The 25,245-nt window shown below is 72.7% G+C and carries 23 protein-coding genes; 18 read left to right on the top strand and 5 right to left on the bottom strand.

From position 1 onward, the window contains the following. The first annotated feature begins 18 nt into the window (after positions 1-18). On the top strand, positions 19-921 hold the full coding sequence (gene xerD, locus FHX46_RS17895; RefSeq protein WP_167121534.1) for a site-specific tyrosine recombinase XerD: 903 nt from the start codon (positions 19-21) through the stop codon (positions 919-921). Here xerD and FHX46_RS17890 read toward each other — a convergent pair. Beyond that, positions 893-1,081: a hypothetical protein gene (locus FHX46_RS17890; RefSeq protein ID WP_167109610.1), complete on the bottom strand. Its 189-nt coding sequence runs from the start codon at positions 1,079-1,081 to the stop codon at positions 893-895. The two genes, xerD and FHX46_RS17890, sit on opposite strands and share 29 nt — an antisense overlap. On the opposite strand from FHX46_RS17890, the gene FHX46_RS17885 reads away from it, so the two are divergent. The 7 genes from FHX46_RS17885 to FHX46_RS17855 are packed head-to-tail and all read left to right on the top strand — an operon-like array spanning position 1,008 to position 6,958. Then, complete coding sequence (locus FHX46_RS17885) at positions 1,008-1,982, top strand: ParA family protein (protein ID WP_167116235.1); 975 nt, start codon at positions 1,008-1,010, stop codon at positions 1,980-1,982. The genes FHX46_RS17890 and FHX46_RS17885 overlap by 74 nt on opposite strands. Then, complete coding sequence (locus FHX46_RS17880) at positions 1,979-2,404, top strand: cobyrinic acid ac-diamide synthase (protein WP_167116233.1); 426 nt, start codon at positions 1,979-1,981, stop codon at positions 2,402-2,404. The genes FHX46_RS17885 and FHX46_RS17880 overlap by 4 nt, the downstream gene beginning before the upstream one ends. Further along, a complete protein-coding gene (locus FHX46_RS17875; RefSeq protein WP_167116230.1) occupies positions 2,401-3,261 on the top strand; it encodes a segregation and condensation protein A in 861 nt (286 codons plus the stop codon). The genes FHX46_RS17880 and FHX46_RS17875 overlap by 4 nt, the downstream gene beginning before the upstream one ends. Continuing rightward, entirely contained in the window at positions 3,258-3,977 is a 720-nt protein-coding gene (gene scpB, locus FHX46_RS17870; RefSeq protein WP_167116227.1) for an SMC-Scp complex subunit ScpB, read from the top strand. Before FHX46_RS17875 ends, scpB begins: the two co-directional genes overlap by 4 nt. Next, positions 3,967-4,710, top strand: a complete 744-nt coding sequence (locus tag FHX46_RS17865; protein WP_167116224.1) for a pseudouridine synthase — start codon at positions 3,967-3,969, stop codon at positions 4,708-4,710. Before scpB ends, FHX46_RS17865 begins: the two co-directional genes overlap by 11 nt. Before the next feature lie 59 nt (positions 4,711-4,769). Continuing rightward, on the top strand, positions 4,770-6,602 hold the full coding sequence (recQ, locus tag FHX46_RS17860; protein WP_167116221.1) for a DNA helicase RecQ: 1,833 nt from the start codon (positions 4,770-4,772) through the stop codon (positions 6,600-6,602). Beyond that, on the top strand, positions 6,602-6,958 hold the full coding sequence (locus FHX46_RS17855; RefSeq protein WP_167121533.1) for an arsenate reductase family protein: 357 nt from the start codon (positions 6,602-6,604) through the stop codon (positions 6,956-6,958). The genes recQ and FHX46_RS17855 overlap by 1 nt, the downstream gene beginning before the upstream one ends. 204 nt (positions 6,959-7,162) lie before the next feature. Here FHX46_RS17855 and FHX46_RS17850 read toward each other — a convergent pair whose 3' ends face one another. Both FHX46_RS17850 and FHX46_RS17845 read right to left on the bottom strand, forming a co-directional pair. Further along, positions 7,163-8,362, bottom strand: coding sequence for a cation:proton antiporter (locus FHX46_RS17850; RefSeq protein ID WP_167097039.1), 1,200 nt, complete (start codon positions 8,360-8,362; stop codon positions 7,163-7,165). A 4-nt stretch (positions 8,363-8,366) separates the two neighbouring features. After that, on the bottom strand, positions 8,367-8,849 hold the full coding sequence (locus FHX46_RS17845; RefSeq protein WP_167116218.1) for a cation:proton antiporter regulatory subunit: 483 nt from the start codon (positions 8,847-8,849) through the stop codon (positions 8,367-8,369). 113 nt (positions 8,850-8,962) lie between these two features. Between FHX46_RS17845 and cmk the strand changes: the two genes are divergently transcribed. From cmk to FHX46_RS17820, 5 genes are all read left to right on the top strand, one after another. Further along, entirely contained in the window at positions 8,963-9,664 is a 702-nt protein-coding gene (gene cmk, locus FHX46_RS17840; RefSeq protein WP_167121532.1) for a (d)CMP kinase, read from the top strand. Beyond that, complete coding sequence (locus FHX46_RS17835; protein ID WP_167116215.1) at positions 9,661-10,338, top strand: lysophospholipid acyltransferase family protein; 678 nt, start codon at positions 9,661-9,663, stop codon at positions 10,336-10,338. Before cmk ends, FHX46_RS17835 begins: the two co-directional genes overlap by 4 nt. Then, positions 10,335-11,759, top strand: a complete 1,425-nt coding sequence (der, locus tag FHX46_RS17830; protein ID WP_167116212.1) for a ribosome biogenesis GTPase Der — start codon at positions 10,335-10,337, stop codon at positions 11,757-11,759. Before FHX46_RS17835 ends, der begins: the two co-directional genes overlap by 4 nt. A gap of 165 nt (positions 11,760-11,924) precedes the next feature. Next, entirely contained in the window at positions 11,925-15,770 is a 3,846-nt protein-coding gene (locus FHX46_RS17825; protein WP_208401383.1) for a Pls/PosA family non-ribosomal peptide synthetase, read from the top strand. After that, positions 15,758-17,008: a M1 family metallopeptidase gene (locus FHX46_RS17820; protein WP_167116206.1), complete on the top strand. Its 1,251-nt coding sequence runs from the start codon at positions 15,758-15,760 to the stop codon at positions 17,006-17,008. Before FHX46_RS17825 ends, FHX46_RS17820 begins: the two co-directional genes overlap by 13 nt. Positions 17,009-17,014: 6 nt before the next feature. On the opposite strand, the gene FHX46_RS17815 is transcribed toward FHX46_RS17820, so the two are convergent. After that, positions 17,015-17,377, bottom strand: coding sequence for a cupin domain-containing protein (locus FHX46_RS17815; protein WP_167116203.1), 363 nt, complete (start codon positions 17,375-17,377; stop codon positions 17,015-17,017). 232 nt (positions 17,378-17,609) lie between these two features. On the opposite strand from FHX46_RS17815, the gene FHX46_RS17810 reads away from it, so the two are divergent. From FHX46_RS17810 to FHX46_RS17795, 4 genes are all read left to right on the top strand, one after another. After that, positions 17,610-18,728, top strand: a complete 1,119-nt coding sequence (locus FHX46_RS17810; RefSeq protein ID WP_167116200.1) for a sugar ABC transporter substrate-binding protein — start codon at positions 17,610-17,612, stop codon at positions 18,726-18,728. A gap of 94 nt (positions 18,729-18,822) precedes the next feature. Then, a complete protein-coding gene (locus tag FHX46_RS17805) occupies positions 18,823-19,596 on the top strand; it encodes an ATP-binding cassette domain-containing protein (RefSeq protein WP_167097025.1) in 774 nt (257 codons plus the stop codon). A gap of 15 nt (positions 19,597-19,611) precedes the next feature. Then, on the top strand, positions 19,612-21,042 hold the full coding sequence (locus FHX46_RS17800) for a sugar ABC transporter permease (RefSeq protein WP_167116196.1): 1,431 nt from the start codon (positions 19,612-19,614) through the stop codon (positions 21,040-21,042). A gap of 45 nt (positions 21,043-21,087) precedes the next feature. After that, the gene (locus FHX46_RS17795; protein ID WP_167116193.1) at positions 21,088-22,263 is read left to right on the top strand and encodes an ROK family transcriptional regulator; all 1,176 of its coding nucleotides are present in this window, start codon (positions 21,088-21,090) and stop codon (positions 22,261-22,263) included. Between the two features lie 26 nt (positions 22,264-22,289). On the opposite strand, the gene FHX46_RS17790 is transcribed toward FHX46_RS17795, so the two are convergent. After that, complete coding sequence (locus FHX46_RS17790) at positions 22,290-24,077, bottom strand: gamma-glutamyltransferase family protein (RefSeq protein ID WP_167121531.1); 1,788 nt, start codon at positions 24,075-24,077, stop codon at positions 22,290-22,292. Positions 24,078-24,148: 71 nt separating this feature from the next. Here FHX46_RS17790 and FHX46_RS17785 point away from each other — a divergent pair, with 71 nt between their 5' ends. Beyond that, positions 24,149-25,045 (top strand): LysR family transcriptional regulator, encoded by an 897-nt coding sequence (locus FHX46_RS17785; RefSeq protein WP_243871296.1) that lies wholly within the window; start codon positions 24,149-24,151, stop codon positions 25,043-25,045. Positions 25,046-25,245 lie beyond the last annotated feature (200 nt).

Genomic DNA, 25,245 nt, shown 5'->3' with positions numbered 1-25,245 from the left:
GTTCTGCCGGTTTCCGAGGTGGTCACGGCGTATCTCGATCACCTCGCCGTCGAACGCGGGACGGCACGCAACACGCTGGACAGCTACGCGCGGGACCTGCGCCGGTATCTGGGGTACCTGGAGCAGGCGGGGATCGGGGACTTCCGGCGGATCACCGCCGCGGACGTGACCGGGTTCGGCGCCGCGCTGCGCGAGGGCGGCGAGGGGCACCCGCCCCTCGCCGCCTCCTCGGCGGCCCGGGCCCTGGTGGCCGTGCGCGGGCTGCACCGCTTCGCCCACCTCGACGGGCTCACCGAGGACGACCCGGCCCGCGAGGTGCGGCCGCCCGCTCCGGCGAAGCGGCTGCCGAAGGCGCTGCCGGTCGGCGACGTGCTGCGGCTGCTGGCGATGCCGGCCGCCGAGGGGGAGCGGCCGCTGCGCGACCGGGCCCTGCTGGAGCTGCTGTACTCCACCGGCGCCCGGATCTCCGAGGCGGTCGGGCTCGACGTCGACGACGTGGACCGCACCGAGCGCACTGTGCTGCTGGACGGCAAGGGCGGCAAGCAGCGGCTCGTGCCGATCGGCCGTCCGGCGGTCGAGGCGCTCGAGGCGTACCTGGTGCGCGCCCGCCCGGTGCTGGCGCGGCGCGGCCACGGCACGCCGGCGCTGTTCCTCAACGCCCGTGGCTCCCGGCTGTCCCGGCAGAGCGCGTGGCAGGTGCTCAAGACCACCGCGGAGCGCGCCGGGATCGCCACCGGAGTCTCGCCGCACACGCTGCGTCACAGTTTCGCGACCCACCTGCTGGAGGGCGGGGCGGACGTCCGCGTGGTGCAAGAGCTGCTGGGCCACGCTTCGGTGACCACGACGCAGGTCTACACCCTGGTCACGATGAACACGCTCCGTGAGGTATATGCTACGGCGCATCCTCGGGCGTTGGGTTGACCTGATCGGCACCGGCGAGTTGCTTTGGCGACAAACGGCTCGCCGCATAGGCTGCGGCCAACCCGTCGAACGAGGAGTTTCGCGCCATGTCGACACCGCAGCCCTCGACCAGATCGGTCTCGGCCGCATCGGCCGCCGCGAACCTCGACCAGTTGACCATCGCGACAGAGGGGGAGCCCGACACCGTGGACTCTGTCGTGGCCGTGGGCCCCGCGCCCGTGACCGGCCAGCCCAAGCTCGGCCCGACCGGCAGACCGTTGCGTGAGATCCCCGAACCGCCCCTGCTGGACAAGCACGGCCCGGCCACGGTGCTGGCCATGTGCAACCAGAAGGGCGGCGTCGGCAAGACCACGTCCACGATCAACCTGGGCGCCGCGCTCGCCGAGTACGGGCGCCGGGTGCTGCTGGTGGACTTCGACCCGCAGGGTGCGCTGTCGGTGGGGCTCGGCGTGCAACCGCACGAGCTGGACCAGACGGTCTACAACGCGATCATGGAGCGGTCGGTGACCGCCCAGGACATCCTCCGGCACACCAGCGTCGAGGGCATGGACCTGCTGCCGAGCAACATCGACCTGTCCGCCGCCGAGGTGCAACTGGTCGCCGAGGTGGGCCGCGAGCACACGTTGCTCCGGGTCGTGCAACCCCTCATCGCGGAGTACGACTATGTTCTGGTCGACTGCCAGCCATCGCTCGGGTTGCTCACGGTGAACGCGCTCACGGCCGCCGACGGCGTGATCATCCCGCTGGAGTGCGAGTTCTTCAGCCTGCGGGGCGTGGCTTTGTTGATCGACACGATCGAGAAGGTACGCGAACGCTTGAACCCCAAACTGGACATCACGGGCATCCTGGCCACCATGTTCGACCCGCGCACCCTCCACTCCCGGGAGGTCATGGCGCGGGTCGTGGAGGCCTTCGGCGACACCGTGTTCGACACGGTCATCAACCGCACGGTCCGGTTCCCGGAGACCACCGTGGCCGGCGAGCCCATCACCCGCTGGGCTCCCAAATCCGCCGGTGCGCAGGCCTACCGCGCGCTGGCCCGCGAGGTGATCGCTCGGTGAGCAGGCGAGCCTCCCTCCCCGGGGCCTCGGAACTCTTCCGCCTGACCAGCAGCCCGGCCCTCGACGTGCCCGCGCCGCCCACGCCCGCCCCGCAGCGCCCCGAGGCGCAGCGGCCGGGGCACGGGCACAACCCGGCGCACCGCGAACAGCTGGAGCGCAGCGCCGCCGGGCGCCGCGGCAGCGGACGGCAGAAGCACGACTCGAAGATCACCGTGTACGTCTCCGGCGAGGAACTGGTCGCGATGGAGCAGACCCGGCTGAGCCTGCGGGCCGAGCACGGCCTGGCCATCGACCGCGGCCGGCTGGTCCGCGAAGCGGTGGCGGTGCTGCTGGCCGACTTCGACGCGCACGGTGCCGACTCGGTGCTGGTGCGCCGCCTGCGTGAGGGCGGCCTCGACTCCGAGGAAGCCGCCGGGCCGTGAGCGAGAACGGGGCTCCGGTCGACGGGGCCCAGCCCGTCGCTGACGACGACTCCGCCGCGCCGAAGTTCAAGGTCCGCCTGGACAACTTCGAGGGGCCGTTCGACCTGTTGCTGCAGCTGATCTCGCAGCACCAGCTCGACGTCACCGAGGTGGCGCTGCACCAGGTCACCGACGACTTCATCGCCTACACCCAGGCGCTGGGGCCGGAGTGGGACCTGGACGAGGTGACGGAGTTCCTCGTCATCGCGGCGACCCTGCTGGACCTCAAGGCGGCGCGGCTGCTGCCCGCGGCCGAGGTCGAGGACGAGGACGACCTGGCCCTGCTCGAGGCGCGGGACCTGCTGTTCGCCCGGGTGTTGCAGTACCGGGCGTACAAGCAGGTCGCGGCGCTGTTCGCCGAGCTGGAGGCCGGGGCGCTGCGGCGGTACCCGCGATCGGTGTCGCTGGAGGAGCGCTACATCGGGTTGCTGCCCGAGGTGATGCTCGGGGTGGACGCCGGGAAGTTCGCGGAGATCGCCCTGGCGGTGTTCCGGCCCAAGCCGCCGCCCACGGTGTCGCTCGACCACATCCACGCGCACCGGGTGTCGGTGCGCGAGCACGCGGCGCTGCTGCGGCTGAAGCTGGCCGAGCGTGGCGACGCGACGTTCACCGAGCTGGTCGAGGACTGCGAGCACACGGTCGAGGTGGTGGCCCGGTTCCTGGCGCTGCTGGAGCTCTACCGCGAGTCGAGCGTGCAGTTCGAGCAGGACGAGCCGTTGACGATGCTGCGGGTGCGGTGGACCGGCGGATCGGTCGAGGAGGCGACGGCCGCCGCCGAGCAGGACCGCGCCCGCGTCGAAGAAGAGGAGTACGGGTGAATCCCGAACAGGAGCCCGGGGAGGAGCCCGAGGTGCCGACGCCGGAACCCGCGGTTGACGATGCCCGCGCGCCGGAGGTGCCCATCGCGGAGGAACCTCCCGCCGAGGAGCAGCCGGCGGACGAACCCGACGAGGACGACGAACTCGTCGCGGTGGGGGACGGGCTGCCGGACCTCACCGAGCACTCCGCGCTGGCCGCGGCACTGGAAGCCCTGCTGCTGGTCGTCGACTCGCCGGTGAGCGAGGAGGCGCTGGCCGGTGCGCTGAACCAGCCCGAGGCACGTGTCGCCCAGACGCTGCAGGTCATGTCGGCCGAGCTCGCCGAGCGCCGCAGCGGCATCGACCTGCGGCGGGCCGGCGAGGGGTGGCGCCTCTACACCCGCGACACCTACGCGCCGTTCGTCGAGAAGCTCCTGCTGGACGGGCAGCGCTCCAAGCTCACCAGGGCCGCCCTGGAGACCCTGGCGGTCATCGCCTACCGGCAGCCGGTCACCCGCTCGCGCGTCGCGGCCGTCCGCGGTGTCAACGTCGACGGTGTGATCCGCACCCTGGTCGCCCGCGGGCTCATCGCGGAGAGCGGCGCCGACCCCGAGACGGGTGGCACCCTGTACGTGACGACCGAACTGTTCCTCGAGCGACTCGGGCTGTCGTCGCTGACCGACCTGCCCCCGATCGCCCCCCTGTTGCCGGAAGTGGACTCCATCGATGACATCTGAGCCCGAAGCCGAGGGCGTGCGCCTGCAGAAGGTGCTCGCCAAGGCCGGTGTGGCCTCCCGCCGCGCCGCCGAAGACCTGATCGTGCAGGGCCGCGTCAGCGTGGACGGCAAGGTGGTGCGCGAGCTGGGCCGCCGCGTGGACCCCGACCGCGCCGTGATCCACGTCGACGGCACCCGCGTCATCCTGCGCGAGGACCTGGTGCACCTGGCGCTGAACAAGCCCCGCGGCGTGCACACCACGATGTACGACGACCAGGGCCGCCCGTGTGTGGGCGACTACGTCCGCGACCGCAGCGAACGCCTCTTCCACGTCGGCCGCCTCGACGCCGACACCGAGGGCCTGCTGCTGCTCACCAACGACGGCGACCTCGCCCACCGGCTGATGCACCCGTCGTACCACGTCCCCAAGACCTACCTGGCCGAGGTCGACGGCAAGGTGCCGCGCGGCCTGGGCAAGGAGCTCAAGGCCGGCATCGAACTGGAGGACGGCCCGGTCCGCGTCGACGCGTTCCGCGTCAAGGACAGCATGGGCGGCCGCAGCCTGCTGGAGATCGTGCTGCACGAGGGCCGCAAGCACATCGTGCGGCGCCTGCTGGCCGAGGTCGGCTTCCCGGTGCGCAAACTGGTGCGCACCGCGATCGGGGACGTCCAGCTGGGCAACGGCAAGCCGGGCACGATCCGCAAGCTCAACCGGGACGAGGTCGGCGGCCTCTACCGGCGCGTCGGCCTGTAGCGGGCGGGCATCTCGTGTGGCCCCGCCCGGCTCCCGTGGCGAGCCCCTAGGATCGCGGGGTGGCTTCCGCTGACACCGTCCCGGTGAATGACGCCCTGCAGGTTCTGCGGCGCGTCTTCGGTTACGACTCCTTCCGCGGTGACCAGGAAGCGATCGTCGAGCACGTGATCGGCGGCGGCGACGCGGTCGTGCTGATGCCGACCGGCGGCGGGAAGTCCCTGTGCTACCAGGTCCCGTCGCTGGTCCGCGCGGGCACCGGTGTGGTCATCTCGCCGTTGATCGCGCTGATGCAGGACCAGGTGGACGCGCTGCTGGCCGTCGGGGTGCGGGCCGGGTTCCTCAACTCGTCCCAGGATTACGAGCAGCGCCGCGAGGTCGAGGCGGCGTTCGTCGCGGGCGAGCTGGATCTGCTGTACCTGGCGCCGGAACGGCTGTCCATGGAGTCCACGCGGACGTTGCTGGACCGCGGTGAGGTCGCGCTGTTCGCCATCGACGAGGCGCACTGCGTGTCCCAGTGGGGCCACGACTTCCGGCCCGACTACCTGGGCCTGTCGGAGCTGCACGAGCGCTGGCCGGACGTGCCGCGCATCGCCCTGACCGCCACCGCCACCAAGGCCACGCACGCCGAGATCGTGTCCCGGCTGAACCTCGGCCAGGCGCGCCAGTTCGTGGCCAGCTTCGACCGGCCCAACATCCAGTACCGCATCGTGCCCAAGGCCGAACCGAAGAAGCAGCTGCTCGACCTGATCCGCAGCGAGCACCCCGGCGACGCGGGCATCGTGTACTGCCTGTCCCGCAACTCCGTGGAGAAGACGGCGGAGTTCCTGGTGGCCAACGGGATCAGCGCCGTGCCGTACCACGCGGGCCTGGACGGCCGCACCAGGGCGCGCAACCAGGCGCGGTTCCTGCGTGAGGACGGGCTGATCGTGGTCGCGACGATCGCGTTCGGGATGGGCATCGACAAGCCGGACGTGCGCTTCGTCGCGCACCTGGACCTGCCCAAGTCCGTCGAGGGCTACTACCAGGAGACCGGCCGCGCGGGCCGTGACGGGCTGCCCTCCACGGCGTGGCTGGCCTACGGGCTGGCCGACGTCGTGCAGCAGCGCCGGATGATCCAGACCTCCGAGGGCGACGACGCGCACCGCCGGCGGCTGTCGCAGCACCTGGACGCGATGCTGGCGCTGTGCGAGACGGTCGAGTGCCGCCGGGCGCAGCTGCTCAACTACTTCGGCCAGCCCGGGGAGCCGTGCGGCAACTGCGACACCTGCCTGACCCCGCCGGAATCGTGGGACGGCACGATCGCGGCGCAGAAGCTGCTCTCCACCGTTTACCGCCTGCAGCACGAGCGTGGCCAGAAATTCGGCGCCGGGCAGATCATCGACATCCTGCTCGGCAAGCAGACGCCGAAGGTGACGCAGCACCGGCACGACCAGCTGACCGTGTTCGGGGTCGGCACGGAGCTGTCCGAAAGCGAGTGGCGGGGCGTGGTGCGGCAGCTGCTCGCCCAGGGTTTGCTCGCGGTCGAGGGCGACTACGGGACACTGCTGCTGACCGAGGCCAGCGGGGAGGTGCTGGGGCGGCGCCGGGAGGTGCGGATGCGCCGCGAACCCCAGCGTGCCGCCCGGGCCGCGGCGGCGGCGAAACGCAAACCGGCGTCCGAGCTGCCGGAGGACGCGCGCCCGGTGTTCGAGCGGCTGCGGGCCTGGCGGTCGGAGGAGGCCAAGAACCAGGGCGTGCCCGCGTACATCGTGTTCAGCGACTCCACCCTGCGGCAGATCGCCACCGAGCATCCGTCTACTTTGGACGAGCTGGCCGGGGTGAGCGGCGTGGGGGAGAACAAGCTCGCGCGGTACGGCGAGAAGGTACTGGCGACGTTGGCGGAAGGTGCATGATGGAGATCTGGGTCAACCCGCGGTGCTCGAAGTGCCGCTCGGCGCTGTCCATCCTGGACGAGGCGGGGGTGTCCTATGAGGTGCGGCGCTACCTGGACGAGCCGCCGACGGTGGCCGAGCTGGACGCGGTGCTCCAGCGTCTGGGCCTGGACCCGTGGGACATCGCGCGCCTGCAGGAGCCGGAGGCGGCCGCGCTCGGGATCAGGGACTGGCCCCGCGACGCGGCGAACCGGGACCGCTGGCTGACGGCGCTGGCGGAGCACCCCGCACTGATCCAGCGCCCCATCATCACCGCGGACGACGGCACCACCGTCGTCGGCCGCTCGGAGGACGCGGTGCGCTCGGTCCTGCCCTGACCCGGCGTGTTTGCCACTCCGCGCGCCGTGTTTGCCACTCCGGGCGGCGTGTTTGCCGGTTCGGGCGCCGTGTCGGTCGGTGAGCGTCAGAGGCCGCGGCGCAGGCCCGGTTTGCCTCGCCTGCGGCCGTGGTCGCGGTGCCGGGCCGGGCGCGGGTAGCGGGCAGGAAGGACCGGCGACCACTTTGTCGCCGGCCGGGGCGGATCAGCTCACGCTCGACGTGGCTGGTTCGTGACCGTGCCCGCGGCGGCGCTGGAGGCCCCGCGCCAGAGGTTCGACCACGCGGGCGGTGATCGGTCCGAAAACCGCCATCAGCAACACGTACGCGGTGGCCAGCGCGGCCAGCTCGCCGACCACCGCGCCGGCCGAGACGGCCAGTCCCGCGATGACGATCGAGAACTCGCCGCGCGCCACCAGCGCCGCACCGGCCCGGGCGCGGCCCAGCTTGCCCACGCCCTGCCGGCGCGCGGCCCACCAGCCGGTCGCGACCTTCGTCAGCGTCGTCACCACGGCCAGCAGCACCGCCCAGCCGAGCACCGGCGGGATCGACGCCGGGCTGGTGTTGAGCCCGAACACCACGAAGAACACCGCCGCGAACAGGTCGCGCAGCGGCTCCAGCAACCGCGTCGCGTTGTGCGCTGTCGAGCCCGACACCGCGATGCCGAGCAGGAACGCGCCCACCGCCGCGGACACCTGCATGGCCGAGGCCAGCCCGGCAACCAGCAGCGCCGCGCCGAGCACCTTGAGCAGGAACACCTCCCGGTCGTCGGAGTCGACGATCGCCGACACGTACCGGCCGTAGCGCAGGGCGATCACCAGCACCACGGTGATCACCAGCAGTGAGATGCCGACGGCCTCCAGGCCGCCGAAGAAGCTGACGCCGCCCAGCAGCGCGGTGAGGATCGGCAGGTACAGCGCCATCGCCAGGTCCTCGAACACCAGGATCGACAGCACCACCGGCGTTTCCCGGTTACCGAGCCGGCCCAGGTCGCCGAGCACCTTCGCGATGATCCCGGACGAGGAGATGTAGGTGACGCCGGCCATCACGATCGCGCCGATCGGGCCCCACCCGAGCAGCAGGGCCACCGCGGCGCCGGGCGCGGCGTTGAGCACGATGTCCAGCAGGCCGGCCATCCACGAGCGTTTCAGCCCGGTGAACAGCTCCGCCGCGGAGTACTCCAGCCCCAGCAGCAACAGCAGCAGCACGACGCCGATTTCGCTGGCCAGGTGGGTGAAGCCGCCGATGTCCGGCAGCGGGACGAGGCCGCCCTGCCCGAAGGCGAGGCCGCCCAGCAGGTAGAGCGGGATGGGGGACATGCCGATCTTGCCGGCCAGGCGTCCGAGGACGCCGAGCGCGAAGAAGACGGCACCGAGTTCGATCAGGGACAGTGCGGTGTGGTCCAAGGGCTCAGCCGTTCTTCAGGATCTTGAGGGCGCCCTCCAGCCCTTCCGACGTGCCGACCGCGACCAGGACGTCCCCGGCGGTGAACGTGAAATCCGGGACGGGGGAGGGGTGCACCTGGCCGGCGCGCATCACGGCGACCACGGACACGCCGGTCCGGGTGCGCATCGCGGTGTCGCCGAGGGTGCGGCCGTCGAACGGCGAGTTGGGCTTGATCGGCAGCTGCTTGGTGTTGATGCCGGGCACCTCGCGGTGCTCCTCGGTGAGCTGCGCGACCAGTTGCGGCGCGCCGAGCAGGTTGGCCAGCGCGCCGGCCTCGTCGGCGGTCAGGGGCAGGGACGCTAGGCACGCATCGGGGTCGTCGGACTTGGACACGATCAGCTCGATCTGCCCGTCCCGGTGGGTGACCACGCCGATGCGGCGCCCGTGCCGGGTCGCGAAGTCCTTCCGCACGCCGATGCCCGGTAAGGGCGTTACTTCCACATTCACGTCCGCCACGGTACCGGTGCGCCGCGATGCGGGCGGGCCAGGCACAATGGAGAACCGCAGGTAAGCACCCCAGCACGGCGAGGAGAGCATCGGTGGCGGGAGCCCTACGCGGCGTGGTCGCTCTGGACGGACCCTCGGGAACCGGGAAGACCACGGTCGCGCGCAAGCTCGCCGGCAAGCTGTCGGCGGGATACCTCGACACCGGTGCGATGTACCGGGTGGTGACGCTGGCCGTGCTGCGCGCGGGCGCCGACCCGGCGGACGGCCCGGCCGTCACCGAGGTGGCGCGGGCCACCGAGTTCACCCTGGGCACCGACCCGTCCGCCGCCGGCGTCCAGCTGGCGGGGGAGGACGTGACCGCCGAGATCCGGGGCGCCGAGGTCAACCACGCCGTGTCGCCGGTCTCCGCGGTGCCGGAGGTGCGCGAACTGCTGGTGGCGCGGCAGCGGCGGATCATCGCCGAGGTGCTCGGCGAGATCGGCGGCATCGTCGTGGAGGGCCGCGACATCGGCACGGTCGTGGTGCCGGACGCGCCGCTCAAGGTCTACCTGACCGCCGACCCGGCGGTGCGCGCCGCGCGCCGCAGCGCGCAGGACACCGCGGCCGGGCGCCGCAGCAGCCAGGCCGAGGCGCTCGCCTCGGTCGACCGGCGGGACCGCCTCGACTCGACCCGCGCGGTCGCGCCGCTGAAGGCCGCCGACGACGCGGTCCACCTGGACACCAGCGAACTGTCCATCGACCAGGTGCTCGTCGCGCTGGCCGAGCTGGCCGGGCGGCGCGGCCTGCTGAGCACGCGGGCGCAGGTCACGCGGTGAGCAGCAGCGGTCTGCCGCCGGGCTCCTCGCCCCGGCTGCACGACGCCGCCCGGGTCGTCGGCAGGTTCTGCTTCCGGCCGGCGTACCGGCTGCGCATCCGCGGACTGGAGCGCGTGCCGCGGACCGGGCCGGTGCTGGTGGTGGCCAACCACAGCTCGATGGTCGAGCCGCAGATCATCTTCGGAATGTTGCCGCGCCGTTCGGTGTTCCTCGTCAAGGAGGAGATGTTCACCGGGGTGCTGGGGTCGTTCCTCCGGCGCATCGGCCAGGTGCCGGTGCGCCGGGGCGAACCCGGCCGGGCGCCGCTGCTGGCCACGGCGGACGTGCTCAAGGCCGGTGGCGTCGTCGCGGTGTTCCCCGAAGGCACCCGCGGCGAGGGCGACGTGGCGAGCGCCGAGCGTGGCGCGGCGTGGCTGGTCCGGGCGACCGGTGCGGTGGTCCTGCCGATCGCGGTGCGCGGGACCCGGCGTCCCGTCGGCAGCGGGCGGCGGTTCCGGCCCCGGGTCGACATCCTGGTGGGTGAACCGTTCCCGCTCGACGTCGGCCGTGGCCGCGCCGGGCTGGACAGTGCGACCGAGAAGCTGCGCGACCAGCTTGCCGGCCTGGTCGCCACCCTCGACGAATGGCGTGCGGCGCAGGGCGAGACCCTGCGCGGGAAGAAAGCGGAGTCATGACGGAGCTTGACGGGACCTGGTCCGACGAGGCGGAGTTCACCGCGCTCGACAACCAGGCCGACGACGCGGCGTCCGAGGAGGAGGCCGAGCTGAGCCAGCCCGTGCTGGCCGTCGTCGGGCGCCCGAACGTGGGCAAATCCACCCTGGTCAACCGCATCCTGGGCCGCCGGGAGGCGGTCGTGCAGGACACGCCGGGGGTGACCCGGGACCGGGTGGCCTACGACGCGCAGTGGGCCGGGCGCCGGTTCACCGTGGTCGACACCGGCGGCTGGGAGCCGAGCGCGACCGGGCTGCAGGCCGCGGTGGCGGCGCAGGCGGAGCTGGCGATGAACACCGCGGACGCGGTGCTGGTCGTGGTGGACGCCTCGGTCGGCGCGACCGCGACCGACGAGGCCGTGGCGAAGGTGCTGCGCCGGTCGAAGCGGCCGGTGCTGCTGGCGGCCAACAAGGTCGACGACGACCGGCTGCTGTCCGACGTGGCGTCCCTGTGGTCGCTCGGCCTCGGCGAGCCGCATCCGGTGAGCGCCCTGCACGGCCGCAGCTCGGGCGACCTGCTCGACGCGATCATCACGGCGCTGCCGGAAGCGCCGCGCGAGCGCGAGGTAGCGGCCGGGCCGCGCCGGGTGGCGCTGGTCGGGAAGCCGAACGTGGGCAAGTCCAGCCTGCTCAACAAGCTCACCGGTGAGCAGCGGTCCGTGGTGGACTCCGTCGCGGGCACCACCGTCGACCCGGTCGACTCGCTCGTCGAGCTGGACGGTGAGCTGTGGCGGTTCGTCGACACCGCCGGCCTGCGCAAGCGGGTGCACACGGCTAGCGGCACCGAGTACTACGCGTCGCTGCGCACGAAGGCGGCGATCGACTCCTCCGAGGTCGTCATCGTCCTGCTGGACGCCAGCGAGCCACTGTCCGAACAGGACCTGCGGGTGCTCACGTCCGTCGTGGAGTCCGGCCGGGCGTGCGTGCTCGCGCTCAACAAGTGGGACCTGGTCGACGAGGATCGCCGCCACCAGCTGGAGAAGGAGCTCGACCGCGGCCTGGTGCGGGTCACCTGGGCGGAGCGGGTCAACATCTCCGCCCTCACCGGGCGTGCGGTGCGCAAGCTCGCGCCCGCGCTGCGGACCGCGCTTGCCTCGTGGGACCAGCGGGTGCCGACCGGGCAGCTGAATTCGTGGCTGTCCGAGCTGATCGCCGCCACCCCGCCGCCGGTGCGTGGTGGCAAGCAGCCGAAGGTGCTGTTCGCCACGCAGGCCGGGATCCGCCCGCCGACGCTGGTGCTGTTCACCACCGGGTTCCTGGAGGCCGGTTACCGCCGGTTCATCGAGCGGAAGTTCCGTGAGCGCTTCGGTTTCGCGGGCAGCCCGGTGCGGATCAACGTGCGGGTGCGGGAAAAGAAGCCGCGGCCCGGTAAGAACAGCAAGTGACGCACCGGATGTGACGGCGGCAACACGCCGCCGGAACCGCCCGGTCGGTGGGCAGTCACCTCGGGTAGAGTGATCGTCCCGCGCGGGCGCCTCGGATTTTCCGCGAGTTCCGGCCCGCCCGCTGGTGGAAGGTGAACTCGAGTGGGCGCGCCCGTTCTCGATCCGATGCTGCCCGGGGTTCTCGCCCCGGAGCGGGCCCTGTTCCCCGGCGGTGCCGCCGCCGCGCGGCGCACACTGCTCGACGTGCTGGCCGCCACCGTGGCGCGGTACCCGGGCGCGGCCGCGCTCGACGACGGCACGCGGGTGCTGACCTACCGCAAGCTGATCGACGAGGTGCAGGCGCTCGGCGGGCGGCTCGCGGCCGAGGGCGTCGGCCGCGGCGACCGCGTCGGGGTGCGCATGTCCTCCGGGACCGCCGATCTGTACGTGGCGATCCTCGGCGTGCTCGCCGCGGGTGCGGCGTACGTGCCGGTCGACGCGGACGACCCGGACGAGCGCGCCGAGCTGGTGTTCGCCGAGGCCGGCGTGTGCGCGGTGCTGACGGACGGCGGGCTGACGATGCTCGCCGAGCCCGGCCGCCGCACCGGTCCGCCCACTCCGGACGACGACGCGTGGATCATCTTCACCTCCGGTTCCACCGGCAAACCCAAGGGGGTCGCGGTCACCCACCGGTCGGCGGCGGCGTTTGTGGACGCCGAGGCGCGGCTGTTCCTCACCGAGGAACCGATCGGCACCGCCGACCGGGTGCTGGCCGGGCTGTCGGTCGCGTTCGACGCCTCGTGCGAGGAGATGTGGCTGGCCTGGCGGCACGGCGCGTGCCTGGTGCCGGCGCCGCGCGCGCTCGTGCGCACCGGCGTCGACCTGGGGCCGTGGCTGGTCGCCCAGCGCATCACGATCGTGTCCACCGTGCCGACGCTGGCCGCGCTGTGGCCGGCCGAGGCACTGGAGGACGTGCGGCTGCTCATCTTCGGCGGCGAGGCGTGCCCGCCGGAACTGGCCGAGCGGGTGGCGGTGGAGGGCCGCGAGGTGTGGAACACCTACGGTCCCACCGAGGCCACCGTCGTCGCCTGCGCCGCGCCGCTGACCGGCGAGGGCCCGGTGCGGATCGGGCTGCCGCTGGCGGGCTGGGACCTCGCGGTCGTCGATGCCGCCGGCGAGCCGGTCGCCCTGGGCGAGTCCGGCGAGCTGGTGATCGGCGGTGCGGGCCTGGCCCGCTACCTCGATCCGGTGAAGGACGCCGAGAAGTTCGCGCCGCTGCCGGCGCTGGGCTGGGACCGCGCCTACCGCAGCGGGGATCTGGTGCGGGCGGAGCCCGGGGGGCTGGTGTTCCTGGGCCGCGCGGACGAGCAGATCAAGCTCGGTGGCCGCCGCATCGAGCTGGGCGAGGTGGACGCGGCGCTGCAGGCGCTGCCCGGGGTGGCCGGCGCGGCCGCGGCGATCCGCACCACCAAGGCGGGCAACCAGATCCTCGTCGGGTACGTGGTGCCGCGTGGCGAGTTCGACCCCGATGCCGCCTCGGCGCTGTTGCGGGAGAAGCTGCCGGCCGCACTGGTGCCGCTGCTCGCGGTCGTCGGTGACCTGCCCACCCGCACCTCGGGCAAGGTCGACCGCGCCGCGCTGCCATGGCCACTGGCCACTGTGGACGGTATGAGCACCCGCGCGGCGCTGACCCCCACCGAGGCGTGGCTCGCCGAGGGCTGGGCGGAGATCCTCGGCGTGCCGGTGACCGACCCGCGCGCGGACTTCTTCACCCACGGCGGTGGCAGCCTCACCGCCGCCCAGCTGGTCGCGCGCATCCGCGCCCGGCATCCGCAGGTCTCGGTCGCCGACGTGTACCGGCACCCGCGGCTGGGTCAGCTCGCGGCGCTGCTGGACGGCCTGGACGGGGAGACCGCCCGGCGGCGGGACGTGCGGCCGGTGCCACGGCGAGCGGGCGCCGTGCAGGCCGCGCTGGGAGCGCCGGCACTCGCCCTCACCGGGTTGCGCTGGCTGACCGCGCTCGCCGCGCTGTCCACTGTGCTCGCGACGGCCGGCGCCGCCTGGGCGCCCGCCGTGCCGTGGTGGTCGCTCGTCCTGTCCTGGCTGGTGCTGTTCAGCCCGCCGGGACGCATCGCGATCGCCGCCGCCGGTGCCCGGTTGCTGCTGCGCGGCGTCCGGCCGGGCACCCACCCGCGCGGCGGCCGGGTCCACTTGCGACTGTGGGCGGCGGAACGGCTCGCCGGGGCCGCCGGTGCGGCCGGGATCTCCGGCGCGAGCTGGATGACGCTCTACGCCAGGGCGCTGGGCGCGAAGGTCGGCAAGGACGTCGACCTGCACACCCCGCCGCCGGTCACCGGCCTGCTCAAGCTGGGCCGGGCCGCGGCGGTGGAGCCCGAGGTCGACCTGTCCGGCCACTGGGTGGACGGCGATGTCGTGCACATCGGCAAGATCCGGATCGGCGCCGGTGCCCGGGTGGGTGCACGCAGCGTGCTGCTGCCGGGCGCGCGGATCGGCAAGGGTGCGGAGGTCGCCGCCGGATCGACCGTGCTCGGCGCGGTCCCGGCCGGGCAGCGCTGGGCCGGTTCGCCCGCCAGGCGCGACGGCAAGGGCGCGCTGCGCTGGCCGTCGAGCCGCCCGCCGCGTTCGCGCAGGTGGGTGCTCGCCTACGGCGCCGCGTCGTTCGTGCTGGGCCTGTTCCCGGTGCTGGCCGCCGTGCCCGGACTGCTGGTGCTGGGTTCGGCGGTCGCCGGGACGGCCACGCTCGGTGCCGCGCTGGGGGACGCGCTGCCCGCCGTCCCGCCGGCGACCCTCGCCGCGTTCGGGTCCTACGCGCTGCTGGTGCTCGTCTCGGTGCGGCTGCTCGGGCTGGGGTTGCACGAGGGCTACCACCCGGTGCACGGGCGGGTCGCGTGGCAGGTGTGGGCGACCGAACGGCTGATGGACCTGGCGCGGCAGGTGCTCTTCCCGCTCTACGCCAGCCTGGGCACGCCGGTGTGGTTGCGCCTGCTGGGCGCACGGGTGGGGCGCGGTGCGGAGATCTCCACGGTGCTGGCGGTCCCGCGGATGACCCAGGTCGACGACGGCGCGTTCCTCGCCGACGACACCATGGTCGCCACCTACGAACTCGGCCACGGCTGGCTGCACGTCGCGCCGACCCGCATCGGCAAGCAGGCGTTCCTCGGCAACTCCGGGATGGCCGCCGCCGGGCGGGCGGTGCCCAAGCGCGGCCTGGTCGGGGTGCTGTCCTCGGCGCCACGCAAGGCCAAGAAGGGCTCGTCCTACCTGGGTATGCCGCCGATGCCGCTGCGCCGGGCGGTCGAGACCGCCGATGCCGGCCGCACGTTCGCGCCGCCGGCCCGGCTCAAACTCGCCCGGGCCGCGGTGGAGGCGTGCCGGGTCGTGCCGGTGATGTGCGCCGCCGCGCTGGCGGTGCTGGTGCTGGCGGCGCTCGCGGCCGTGTGGCAGGCCGCGGGTCCGGTGGTGGCCGCGCTCGCCGCGCCGGTTGTGCTGGTGGTCGCGGGGCTCGCGGCCGGTGCGGTGACCACCGCGGTGAAATGGGTGCTGACCGGGCGGTTCCGCGCGGTGGACCACCCGCTGTGGAGCTCGTTCGTGTGGCGCACCGAGCTGGCCGACACGTTCGTCGAGACGCTCGCGGTGCCGTGGCTGGTGAGCTGGAGCGCGGGCACGCCACTGCTGCCGTGGTGGCTGCGCACGATGGGGGCGCGGATCGGCCGCGGCGTGTGGCTGGAGACGTACTGGCTGCCGGAGACCGACCTGGTGCGGCTCGGCGACGGCGCGACGGTGAACCGCGGCTGTGTCGTGCAGACCCACCTGTTCCATGATCGGATCATGCGCATGAGCGAGGTGACCGTGGCCGAGGGCGCGACCGTCGGCCCGCACGGGATCGTGCTGCCCGGCGCCAGCGTCGGCGCCCGCACCGTGGTCGGCCCGGGGTCGCTGGTGACCCGCGGGGACGCCGTCCCGGCCGACAGCCGCTGGCTGGGCAACCCGATCGCGGCGTGGCGGGCGTGAGCCGCGCCGACTACACGCTCGGCCACGGCAGCGGCGACTACCGGGTCCGGCACTACGACCTGGAGCTGGACTACCGGATCGGGCCGAACCGGCTGACCGCGCGAGCGATCCTGTCCGCGGTCGCGGACGCGGAGCTGGGGCGGATCCCGCTGGACCTGGCCGGTTTCGCCGTGCAGGGGGTGCGCGTCGACGGCCGTGCCGCGAAGTTCACCCACCGCGGTGGCAAGCTGGTGGTGCGCCCGGACCGGGCGGTGCGCGGGGAGTTCACCGTGGAGGTGCGCTACTCCGGCAACCCGCGCCCGGTGGCCAGCCGGTGGGGTGAGATCGGGTGGGACGAGCTCACCGACGGTGCGCTCGTGGCGAGCCAGCCGACCGGCGCGCCGTCCTGGTTCCCGTGCAACGACCGGCCCGGCGACAAGGCGGCCTACCGCGTGTCGCTGACCACCGCGTCGGCCTACACCGTGCTGGTGACCGGGGAGCTCGTCGGCCGCCGCGCCCGGGGCAGCACGACGACGTGGGTGTTCGAGCGGCGCGAGCCGACCGCACCGTACCTGATGAGTGTCCAAATCGGACGTTATGACGAGGTGGAACTCGCGTCGGGACAACGGCTCGCGGTCCCGCGGCGCCTGCGCGACGCGGCGGCGCACGACTTCGGCCGGCAGCCGGGGATGATGCGTGCGCTGGGGGAGTGGTTCGGGCCGTACCCGTTCGGCGAGTACGTCGTCGTGGTGACCGACGACGACCTGGACGACCCGATCGAGGCGCAGGGCATGGCGATCTTCGGCGCGAACCACGTCGACGGCCGCCGCACCTTCGAGCGGCTGGTGGTGCACGAGCTGGCGCACCAGTGGTTCGGCAACAGCCTCACCGTGGCGGACTGGCGGCACATCTGGCTCAACGAGGGGTTCGCGACCTACGCGGAGTGGCTGTGGTCGGAAGCCTCCGGTGGCGCCCCGGCCGCCGAGCACGCGCGGGAGTGGCGCGCACGCGCCGGCAGTGACCTCGCGATCGGCGATCCCGGTGTGGCCCGCCTGTTCGACGAGCAGGTCTACCGGCGCGGCGCGCTCACCCTGCACGCGCTGCGTGGGCGCGTGGGCGACGAGGTGTTCTTCGGGCTGCTGCGCTCGTGGGCGCGCGAGCACGCGCACGGCACGGTCACCACCGAGGAGTTCATCGCCCACGCCGAGCGCGCCGCGGGCGTGCCGCTGCGCGCGGACTTCGCGTCCTGGCTGGGGTAGCCCGGCTCAGCGCTTGGCGTAGTCGGCGTAGCCGGACCAGTCGATCACGACGCACGGTTCGTCGCCGACCACCCAGCCGTCGTGCCCGGGCGGGATCATCATGACGTCTCCGGGACCGAAGTCGGCCTGGTCGCCGTCGTCCATGCGGACCCGCATCCGCCCGGACAGGACGTAACCCAGGTGGCTCGCCTGGCAGCTGTCGGTGCCCGCGATCGGCTGGACGTGCTTGGACCACTGCCAGCCGGGCTGGAACGTGGCCCGGCCGATAGCGCCGCCCTCGACGTTGACCAGCTCCAGCTGCCCGGAGCCGTCCTCGAACGGCCGGACTTCTTCCGGTTCCTCCAGGCTCAGTTTGCGCAGATCGGACATCTCGGCCTCCTTGCCGTCCCCTGCGGAGGGTGCCCGTGGACTCCCCGGAGCTCAGCATGGGTCCGCGCCGGGCTGTCCGAATAGAGCCGGAAGACCTGCTCGCGCGCCCTGGAATGCCAGGGTTCGCGGCGGTCGGTACCGGCACGGTCTTCCCTCCGGCGCAGTTACCGCGTATGTTGTCGGCCACAACATTCAATTGTTGTGAGTCACAACATTCCTGCAAGGGGACGCAATGAAGCGGAGAAGTACCCTCGCACTGGCCGCCGCGGGCGCCGGGCTCGCCCTGGCGCTGAGCGCGTGCGGAGCGAACAGTGCCGGCCACACGGACAGCGGGAGCGGCGGGTCCGGCCACGGCGGCCCGAAGGTCGGCGTGATCCTGCCCGAGACCGCGACCTCGGCCCGATGGGTCGCGTTCGACCAGCCGATGCTGGCCTCGGCGCTCACGAAGGCGGGCCTCGACCCGATCATCGAGAATGCCCAGGGCGACAACCAGCGCTTCGCGCAGCAGGCCGACAGCATGCTGAGCCAGGGGGTGAAGGTGCTGATCATCGCCGCCCCCAGCGGTGACGTCGGCGCCACCGTGGAGCAGAAGGCGAAACAGCAGGGCGTGCCGGTCATCGACTACGAGCGCCTCAACCTCGGCGGCAGCGCCGACTACTACGTCAGCTTCGACAACGTCCAGGTCGGCCGCCTGCAGGGGCAGGCGCTGGCGGACGCGCTGAAGACCAAGCCGGGCGCGCAGGTCATCGAGATCGAAGGTTCCCCGACCGACAACAACGCGACCCTGTTCTACCAGGGACAGCAGGAGGTCGTGGGCCCGCTCTACAACTCGGGCACGCTGAAGAAGGTCGCCGGTCAGCGCATCGACAAGTGGGACAACGCGGTCGGCGGCGCGACCTTCGAGCAGTTCCTGTCCGCCAACGGCGGCAAGGTCGACGGCGTGCTCGCGGCCAACGACGGCATGGCCGGCGCGGTGATCACCGTGCTGCAGAAGAACGGCCTCGCCGGCAAGGTTCCGGTCACCGGGCAGGACGCCACTGTCGCGGGCCTGAAGTCCATTCTCGAGGGCACCCAGTACGCCACCGTGTTCAAGCCGATCCCGCAGCTGGTCGACGCCACCGCACAGCTGGCCGTCGCGCTGGTCAAGGGCGACACCGCCACGGCCGACTCGATCGCGAAGCAGGCCTCCAACGACCCGACGGGCCACCGGACGGTCAAGTCGGTGCTGCTCACGCCGCAGTCGATCACGAAGGACAACGTCAAGACGGTGGTCGACCAGGGTTTCGTCAAGGCCGCGGAGATCTGCGGCGGCGACACGGCCGTGGCCTGCCAGCAGCTGGGGATCTCCTGAAGACCCGCAACGCGCCGGGGACGTGCCGGCCGGTGGTCCCGCCGCCCGCACGTCCCCCGGCGCACGTGACTCCATCAAGAGCGGAGGTTCAGCCATGAACGAGCCCGTCCTCGCGCTGCGAGGCGTCAACAAGAGCTTCGGGCCGGTGCACGTCCTGCACGACGTGGACCTGCAGGTGCGCGCGGGGGAGGTGACCGCGCTCGTCGGCGACAACGGCGCCGGGAAGTCGACGCTGGTCAAGTGCATCGCCGGCATCCACCCGATCGACAGCGGCGAGCTCCTGTTCGAGGGCCGGCCGGTGCACGTCCACAACCCGCGCGACGCCGCGGCCCTGGGCATCGAGGTCGTCTACCAGGACCTCGCCCTGTGCGACAACCTGGACATCGTCCAGAACATGTTCCTCGGCCGCGAACGCGACCGGAAAGGCCTGCTCGACGAGGCGTCGATGGAGCTGGCCGCGCGCAAGACGCTGGCCTCGCTGTCGGTGCGCACGGTCAAGTCCGTGCGCACGCCCGTCGCGTCGCTGTCCGGCGGGCAGCGGCAGACCGTCGCGATCGCCAAGGCGGTGCTGTGGAACAGCAAGGTCGTGCTGCTCGACGAGCCGACCGCCGCGCTCGGCGTGGCGCAGACCCGGCAGGTGCTCGACCTGGTCCGCCGCCTGGCCGAACAGGGCCTGGGCGTGGTCCTGATCAGCCACAACATGAACGACGTGTTCGAGGTGGCCGACCGGATCGCCACCCTCTACCTCGGCCGGCTCGCCGCCGACGTCGCCACCAAGGACGTCACCAACAGCCAGGTCGTCGAACTGATCACCGCGGGCCGGTCCGGGGACCTGGGCCTGGCCCGCCCCGAGATCGCGGCCGTGTGAGCGAAAGAAGTGACCATGACTGAGACCTCCACGAAACCCGGCTCCGGCCAGCCCGCCGCGGCGATCTCGGACTTCGGCATCGACACCACCTCCCGGTCCACCCGGGAGGCGATCGGCGACTACTTCGGGCGCCTGCGCGGCGGCGAGCTCGGCGCCCTGCCCGCGCTGCTCGGCCTGCTGGTGCTGGGTGTGGTGTTTGCCGGGCTGTCCGACAGCTTCTTCACCCTCAACAACATCGCGAACCTGTTCTCGCAGGGCGCCGGGCAGACCATCATCGCGATGGGCATCGTGCCGGTGCTGCTGCTCGGCGAGATCGACCTGTCCGCGGGTACCGCCTCCGGCGTCGCGGCGTCGGTGATGGCGCTGCACTTCACCCAGAACGGCAACCTGCTCGGCAACTTCGGCTCCACGGTGTTCTACGGGTTCATCGCCGCGTCGATCGTGGCCGTCGCGCTGGCCGTGTGGATGCGCGTCTGGATCGCCGCGGTGCTGTCGCTGGTCGTGCCGGTGATCATGCTGGCCGGGTTCACCGCGAACCCGTGGGTGGAGATCGTGCTGGCGGTCTGCGCCGGCACCGTGATCGGCTCGCTGACCGGCACGATCGTCGCCAAGGTGGGCATCCCGTCGTTCGTCGTGACGCTGGCGTTGTTCATCGGCTGGTACGGCCTGGTGCTGCAGCTGGTCGGCGAGGGCGGCACGATTTCGATCCGGCAGAGCAACGTGCTCTACCAAGTCGCGAACGGCAACCTGTCCGTGCTGGCCGGCTGGCTCTTGTTCGTGCTGGCCGCGGGCGGTTACGCGGTGGTCGTGCTGTCCCGCCACTTCGGACGGTTGCGGCGCGGGCTGGTCGCGCAGCCCACGGCGATCGTGCTCGCCAAGGCCGCCGCGGTGCTGGTGCTCGGTGCGGTCGCCACCCACCTGTTCAACGTCAACCGCTCACCCAACCCGGATCTGACCACGATCACCGGCGTGCCCTACGTGGTGCCGATCGTGCTGGCGCTGCTGGTGGCGGGCACGTTCGTGCTGGATCGCACCCGCTACGGGCGGCACGTGTACGCGGTCGGCGGCAACAAGGAGGCCGCGCGGCGCGCGGGTGTCAAGGTCGACAAGATCCGGATGAGCGTGTTCGTGATCTGCTCGTCGGTGGCGGCGATCGGCGCGATCGTCTACAGCTCCAAGGTCGGCGCGGTGGACGGCAACTCCGGTGGTGGCAACACCCTGCTGTTCGCCGTCGGCGCGGCGGTCATCGGTGGCACTTCGCTGTTCGGCGGCCGTGGGCGGCTGCGGGACGCTGTGATCGGCGGCCTGGTGCTGGCGACCGTCCAGAACGGCCTCGGACTGCTCGGATTCCAGGCAGCTACAGTGAACATCGTCACCTGCCTGGTCCTCCTGGTGGCCGCTGCCGTCGACGCGCTCTCGCGCAGGCGCGCCGCGGTGGCACGCTGAGGCGCGGGTGCACAACGCCCACTACCGGTCAGCAGGGAAGCGCAGGTGACGACCACACCAACCGCGGGCACCCGCCCGGACGACGTGCGCCGGCACAACAGGGCCGCCCTGTTGCGCCGGCTACACGTCCATGGTCCGTCCACACGGGCCAGTCTCGCCACCGACCTCGGGCTGAACCGCAGCACGATCAAGGCACTGGTGGACGGGCTGGCCGAGGACGGGCTGGTGGAGGAGCGGCTGCCGGCCCAGCGCAGCGGGGCCGGCCGTCCGTCGCTGCTGGTGCTGCCGCAGCCGCAGGCGGCGGTGGTGCTGGCGATCGACATCCGGGTGGAGCGCGCCGGAATGGCGCTGGTCGGCATCGGTGGCGAGATCCTCGGGCGCGGCGGGTGGAACATGCGCTCCACCACGATCGATCCGCGCGAGGTGTTCACCAAGATCGTGGACACCGCGGGACCGCTGGTCGACGAATTGGGTGTGCGACCGGTGGCGGCCGGGGTGTCGGTGCCGGGCGTGGTCCGGCACGCCGACGGGTTCGTGCACGAGGCGCCGAACCTGCACTGGACCGACATCCCGCTCGGGGCGTGGCTGTCGCGTGCGCTGCACCTGCCGGTGCGCATGGGCAACGACGCCGAGCTGGGCGCGGTCGCCGAACACCTGCGGGGCGTGGCGCGCGGGTTCGACGACGTGGTCTACATCAGTGCGGACGTCGGTGTCGGCGGCGGGGTGATCTCCAACGGCGTGTCGATGCGCGGCGCGGGCGGGCACCACGTCGGCGAGGTCGGGCACATGGTGGTGCGACCGCAGGGGCGGCAGTGCTACTGCGGATCGCGCGGCTGCTGGGAGACCGAGGTGGGGGAGCGGGCCCTGTCGCGCGCGCTGGGGCTGGACGAGAACAGCCCGGTCGGCGCGATCGTGCACGAGCTGCGGCTGCTGGCGGCGAACGGCGGCGCGCTGGAGGAGCTCGCCGAGTTCACCGAGTGGCTGGCGCTCGGGCTCGGCAACGTGGTCAACCTGTTGTGCCCGCAGCTGGTCGTGCTGGGTGACCTGTTCACGGCACTGCCGTCGTCGCTGGTCGAGCACCTGGAGGAGCTGGTGCGCGAGCGCAGCATGGTGAGCCGCGCGCTGGCCGGCACGCGGGTGGCGACCTCCGCGCTGGGCTCCGACGCGAAGCTGCTGGGTGCCGCGGAACTCGCGTTCGAGACGGTGCTCGCCGACTGGTGACCGTTCCGTTCCGGTAGCCGCCGGGATCACCGTCCGGCGGCGTAGCCCTGCATGCCCCGGGGGTTGGCAGCCGCCGACAGCACTCCGGTTTCCGGGTCGCGGGCGACCGCGCACAGCCGGCCCTCCGACCACGGTCCGGCGACCGTGACGTCGTGTCCGCGGCGGCGCAACCCGGCGATCGCGGCATCGCCGATGCGGGATTCGACGGTCACGCTGCCGGGTTGCATCGCACGCGGGTAGAACGAGCTGGGGAAACTGTCGGTGTGCCAGTTCGGGGCGTCGATCGCGCCCTGCAGGTCGGGGCCGCCGCGCACGTTCTCGCGCAACGCGACGGCGAGGAAGAACTGCACGCTCCACTGGTCCTGCTGGTCACCGCCGGGGGTGCCGAACGCCATCACCGGCACCCCGTCGCGCAACGCCATCGACGGCGACAGCGTGGTGCGCGGCCGGCGGCCCGGCACCAGCGAGTTCGGCAGGCCCTCGTCGAGCCACGCCATCTGCAGCCGGGTGCCCAGTGGGAAGCCCAGCGCCGGGATGACCGGGTTGGACTGCAACCAGCCGCCGCTCGGGGTGGCGGCGACCAGGTTGCCCCAGCGGTCGGCGACGTCGAGGTGGCAGGTGTCGCCGCGGGTCGCGCCGTCCTTGGCGACGGTCGGCTCGCCCGTCCCGGCGGCGGGTGGCGGGGGCACGGCGCCACCGATGGACAGCTCGGCCTGCTTGCTCAGCCGCGGCTGCCGCCCGCCGGGTGCACCGGGCCGCAGCTCGGTGGACGCGTCCGCGCCGATCAGGGCGCGGCGGGCGTCGTTGTACTCACGGGAGAGCAGGGTTTCCGGGGCGATGTCGGTGTTGTCGCCGTACCACGCCTCGCGGTCGGCCATCGCCAGCTTGGTGCCCTCGACGAGGGTGTGCAGGTAGTCCGGTGTGCCGTACTCCAGATCCTCGGGCAGCAGGGCGAGCTGCTGCAGGAACGCCGGGCCCTGGCTCCACAGGCCGCACTTGGCGACCGTCCACCCGCGCCAGTCGTAGGTGACCGGGTCTTCGTACTGCGCCTCGAAGGCGGCGAGGTCGCCGGCGGTGAGGGTGCCCGCGTGCCGTTCGCCGGAGGTGTCCATAGTGGGGCGTGCCGCCGCGGCGGCGATCGCCTCGGCGATGAAACCCTCGCGCCAGATCCGCCGTGCCGCGTCGATCTGGGTCTCCCGGCCCGGCCCGGCGGCCTCGGCCTCGGCGATCACCCGGCGCCAGGTCGCGGCCAGCGCCGGATTGCGCAGCAGCTCGCCCGGCCGCGGCGGGCGGCCGCCGCGCAGGTAGACCTCGGCCGAGCTCGTCCACTCCCGTTCGAACAGGTCCCGGACGGCCGCGATCGCCGCACCGATGCGCTCCACGGCCGGGTGCCCGTGCTCGGCGTACCCGATCGCGTACCGGAGCACCTGGGCCAGTGTCTTCGTGCCGTGGTCGCGCAGCAGGAGCATCCAGGCGTCGAACGCGCCGGGCACGGCGGCGGCCAGCGGGCCGGTGCCGGGCACCAGGTCGAGGCCGAGCGAGGTGTAGTGCGAAACCGTCGCCCCGGCCGGCGCCGGGCCCTGCCCGCACAGCACGCGCGGCGGCTGACCGGCGGGCGCGAGGATGATCGGGACCTCGCCGGCCGGGCCGTTGAGGTGCGGTTCGACGACGTGCAGCACGAACCCCGCGGCCACCGCGGCGTCGAACGCGTTCCCGTCGTCCTCCAGGACGGCCATCGCGGTCGCCGAGGCCAGCCAGTGCGTCGACGACACCATGCCGTGGGTGCCCTGCAGCGTGGGCCGGGTGGTGAACACGGATCGAGTAGACACCCTCGACGGGGCGAACGTCCAAGACATCTGTGACACCATTCCCATAGCGCTTCGCTATGGACGGGGAGGGGATGGAACGCCGCCAGCTGGAGTACTTCGTCGCGATCGTGGAGTACGGCGGGTTCACCGCGGCGGCGAAGGCGCTGCACGTCGCGCAGCCCTCGCTGTCCCGCGCCATCGGCAAGCTCGAGCACGAACTGGGCGTCACGCTCTTCCACCGCGTCGGGCGGCACGCCGTGCTGAGCGCCGCGGGCGAGGCGCTGGCCGGACGGGCGCGGCTGGTGCTGCGCGACCTCGACGCGCTGCGCGCCGCGGCGGGCGCGATCGGTGACGGCGCCGCGGGCCGGGTGGACGTGGCCGCGACCTCGTCGTCCGGACTGGAACCGGTCACCAACGTCATCGCCGAGCTGGCCGAGCGCCATCCCGGGGTGATGGTCAGCACCTCCGCGGCGGTCTCCGCCGCGGAGGTGATCGCGATGGTGGCGCAGGGCCGGTGCGAGGTCGGGGTGTGCGGCAGCGCAGAGCGCCCGTCCGGCCGCGGGCTGGTCACCCACCACCTGCGGGACGAGGAGTTCCTGCTGGTCGTACCGCCCGGCACGCTCGACGTGCCCGGGCCGTCGGTGAGCCCCGAGGTGCTGCGTGGCATGCGGTTCGTCGTGACCAAGCCGGCCACCGCGGTGCGGGCGCTGTTCGACCGGCTGGCCGCGACCGTCGGTGACCTGACGATCGCGGCCGAGGCTGGGGACCGGAGCGTGGTGCTGCCGATGGTGCTCAAGGGCATCGGAGCCGGGCTGATGCCGGACGGCTGGACGGACCTCGCCGTCCGCGCCGGCGCGGACGTCTACCGGTTCGACCCGCCCGAGCGGCTGCCGCAGTGGCTGGTGCACCGGCAGGGTCCGGTCACCGCGGCCACTCGCGCGTTCATCGACACCACGCTCGACGCGCGGAGCTGAGACGGCTCGCGAGCGCGGTGCGACGGGCTCGCCGGGCCGGCCCCGTCGCCCGGAAGAGGCGACGACCGTTGTGTTGACCGCGGCGCGCCGCGGTAGCCGAAATGATCACCATTGGTGACTGCATCTACACTGATCATCACACGTTCGGCCGGTAGACATGGCTGTTCGGGCGTGATGGCGTGACATGACTCCGGGTCGGC

The sequence above is a fragment of the Amycolatopsis viridis genome (genome assembly GCF_011758765.1).
GTDB lineage: Bacteria > Actinomycetota > Actinomycetes > Mycobacteriales > Pseudonocardiaceae > Amycolatopsis_E > Amycolatopsis_E viridis.
The sequence above is the reverse complement of the archived record's forward strand: the minus strand, read 5'-3'. Positions and strand labels throughout refer to the sequence as shown.

What these genes read in the sequence shown, in the direction of transcription:
- FHX46_RS17885 (WP_167116235.1), top strand. Translation starts at nt 1,008, where the DNA reads ATGTCGACACCGCAGCCCTCGACCAGATCGGTCTCGGCCGCATCGGCC.
- FHX46_RS17890 (WP_167109610.1), bottom strand. Translation starts at nt 1,081, where the DNA reads ATGGTCAACTGGTCGAGGTTCGCGGCGGCCGATGCGGCCGAGACCGAT.
- FHX46_RS17865 (WP_167116224.1), top strand. Translation starts at nt 3,967, where the DNA reads ATGACATCTGAGCCCGAAGCCGAGGGCGTGCGCCTGCAGAAGGTGCTC.
- FHX46_RS17855 (WP_167121533.1), top strand. Translation starts at nt 6,602, where the DNA reads ATGGAGATCTGGGTCAACCCGCGGTGCTCGAAGTGCCGCTCGGCGCTG.
- der (WP_167116212.1), top strand. Translation starts at nt 10,335, where the DNA reads ATGACGGAGCTTGACGGGACCTGGTCCGACGAGGCGGAGTTCACCGCG.
- FHX46_RS17825 (WP_208401383.1), top strand. Translation starts at nt 11,925, where the DNA reads ATGCTGCCCGGGGTTCTCGCCCCGGAGCGGGCCCTGTTCCCCGGCGGT.
- FHX46_RS17815 (WP_167116203.1), bottom strand. Translation starts at nt 17,377, where the DNA reads ATGTCCGATCTGCGCAAACTGAGCCTGGAGGAACCGGAAGAAGTCCGG.
- FHX46_RS17810 (WP_167116200.1), top strand. Translation starts at nt 17,610, where the DNA reads ATGAAGCGGAGAAGTACCCTCGCACTGGCCGCCGCGGGCGCCGGGCTC.
- FHX46_RS17805 (WP_167097025.1), top strand. Translation starts at nt 18,823, where the DNA reads ATGAACGAGCCCGTCCTCGCGCTGCGAGGCGTCAACAAGAGCTTCGGG.
- FHX46_RS17800 (WP_167116196.1), top strand. Translation starts at nt 19,612, where the DNA reads ATGACTGAGACCTCCACGAAACCCGGCTCCGGCCAGCCCGCCGCGGCG.
- FHX46_RS17785 (WP_243871296.1), top strand. Translation starts at nt 24,149, where the DNA reads ATGGACGGGGAGGGGATGGAACGCCGCCAGCTGGAGTACTTCGTCGCG.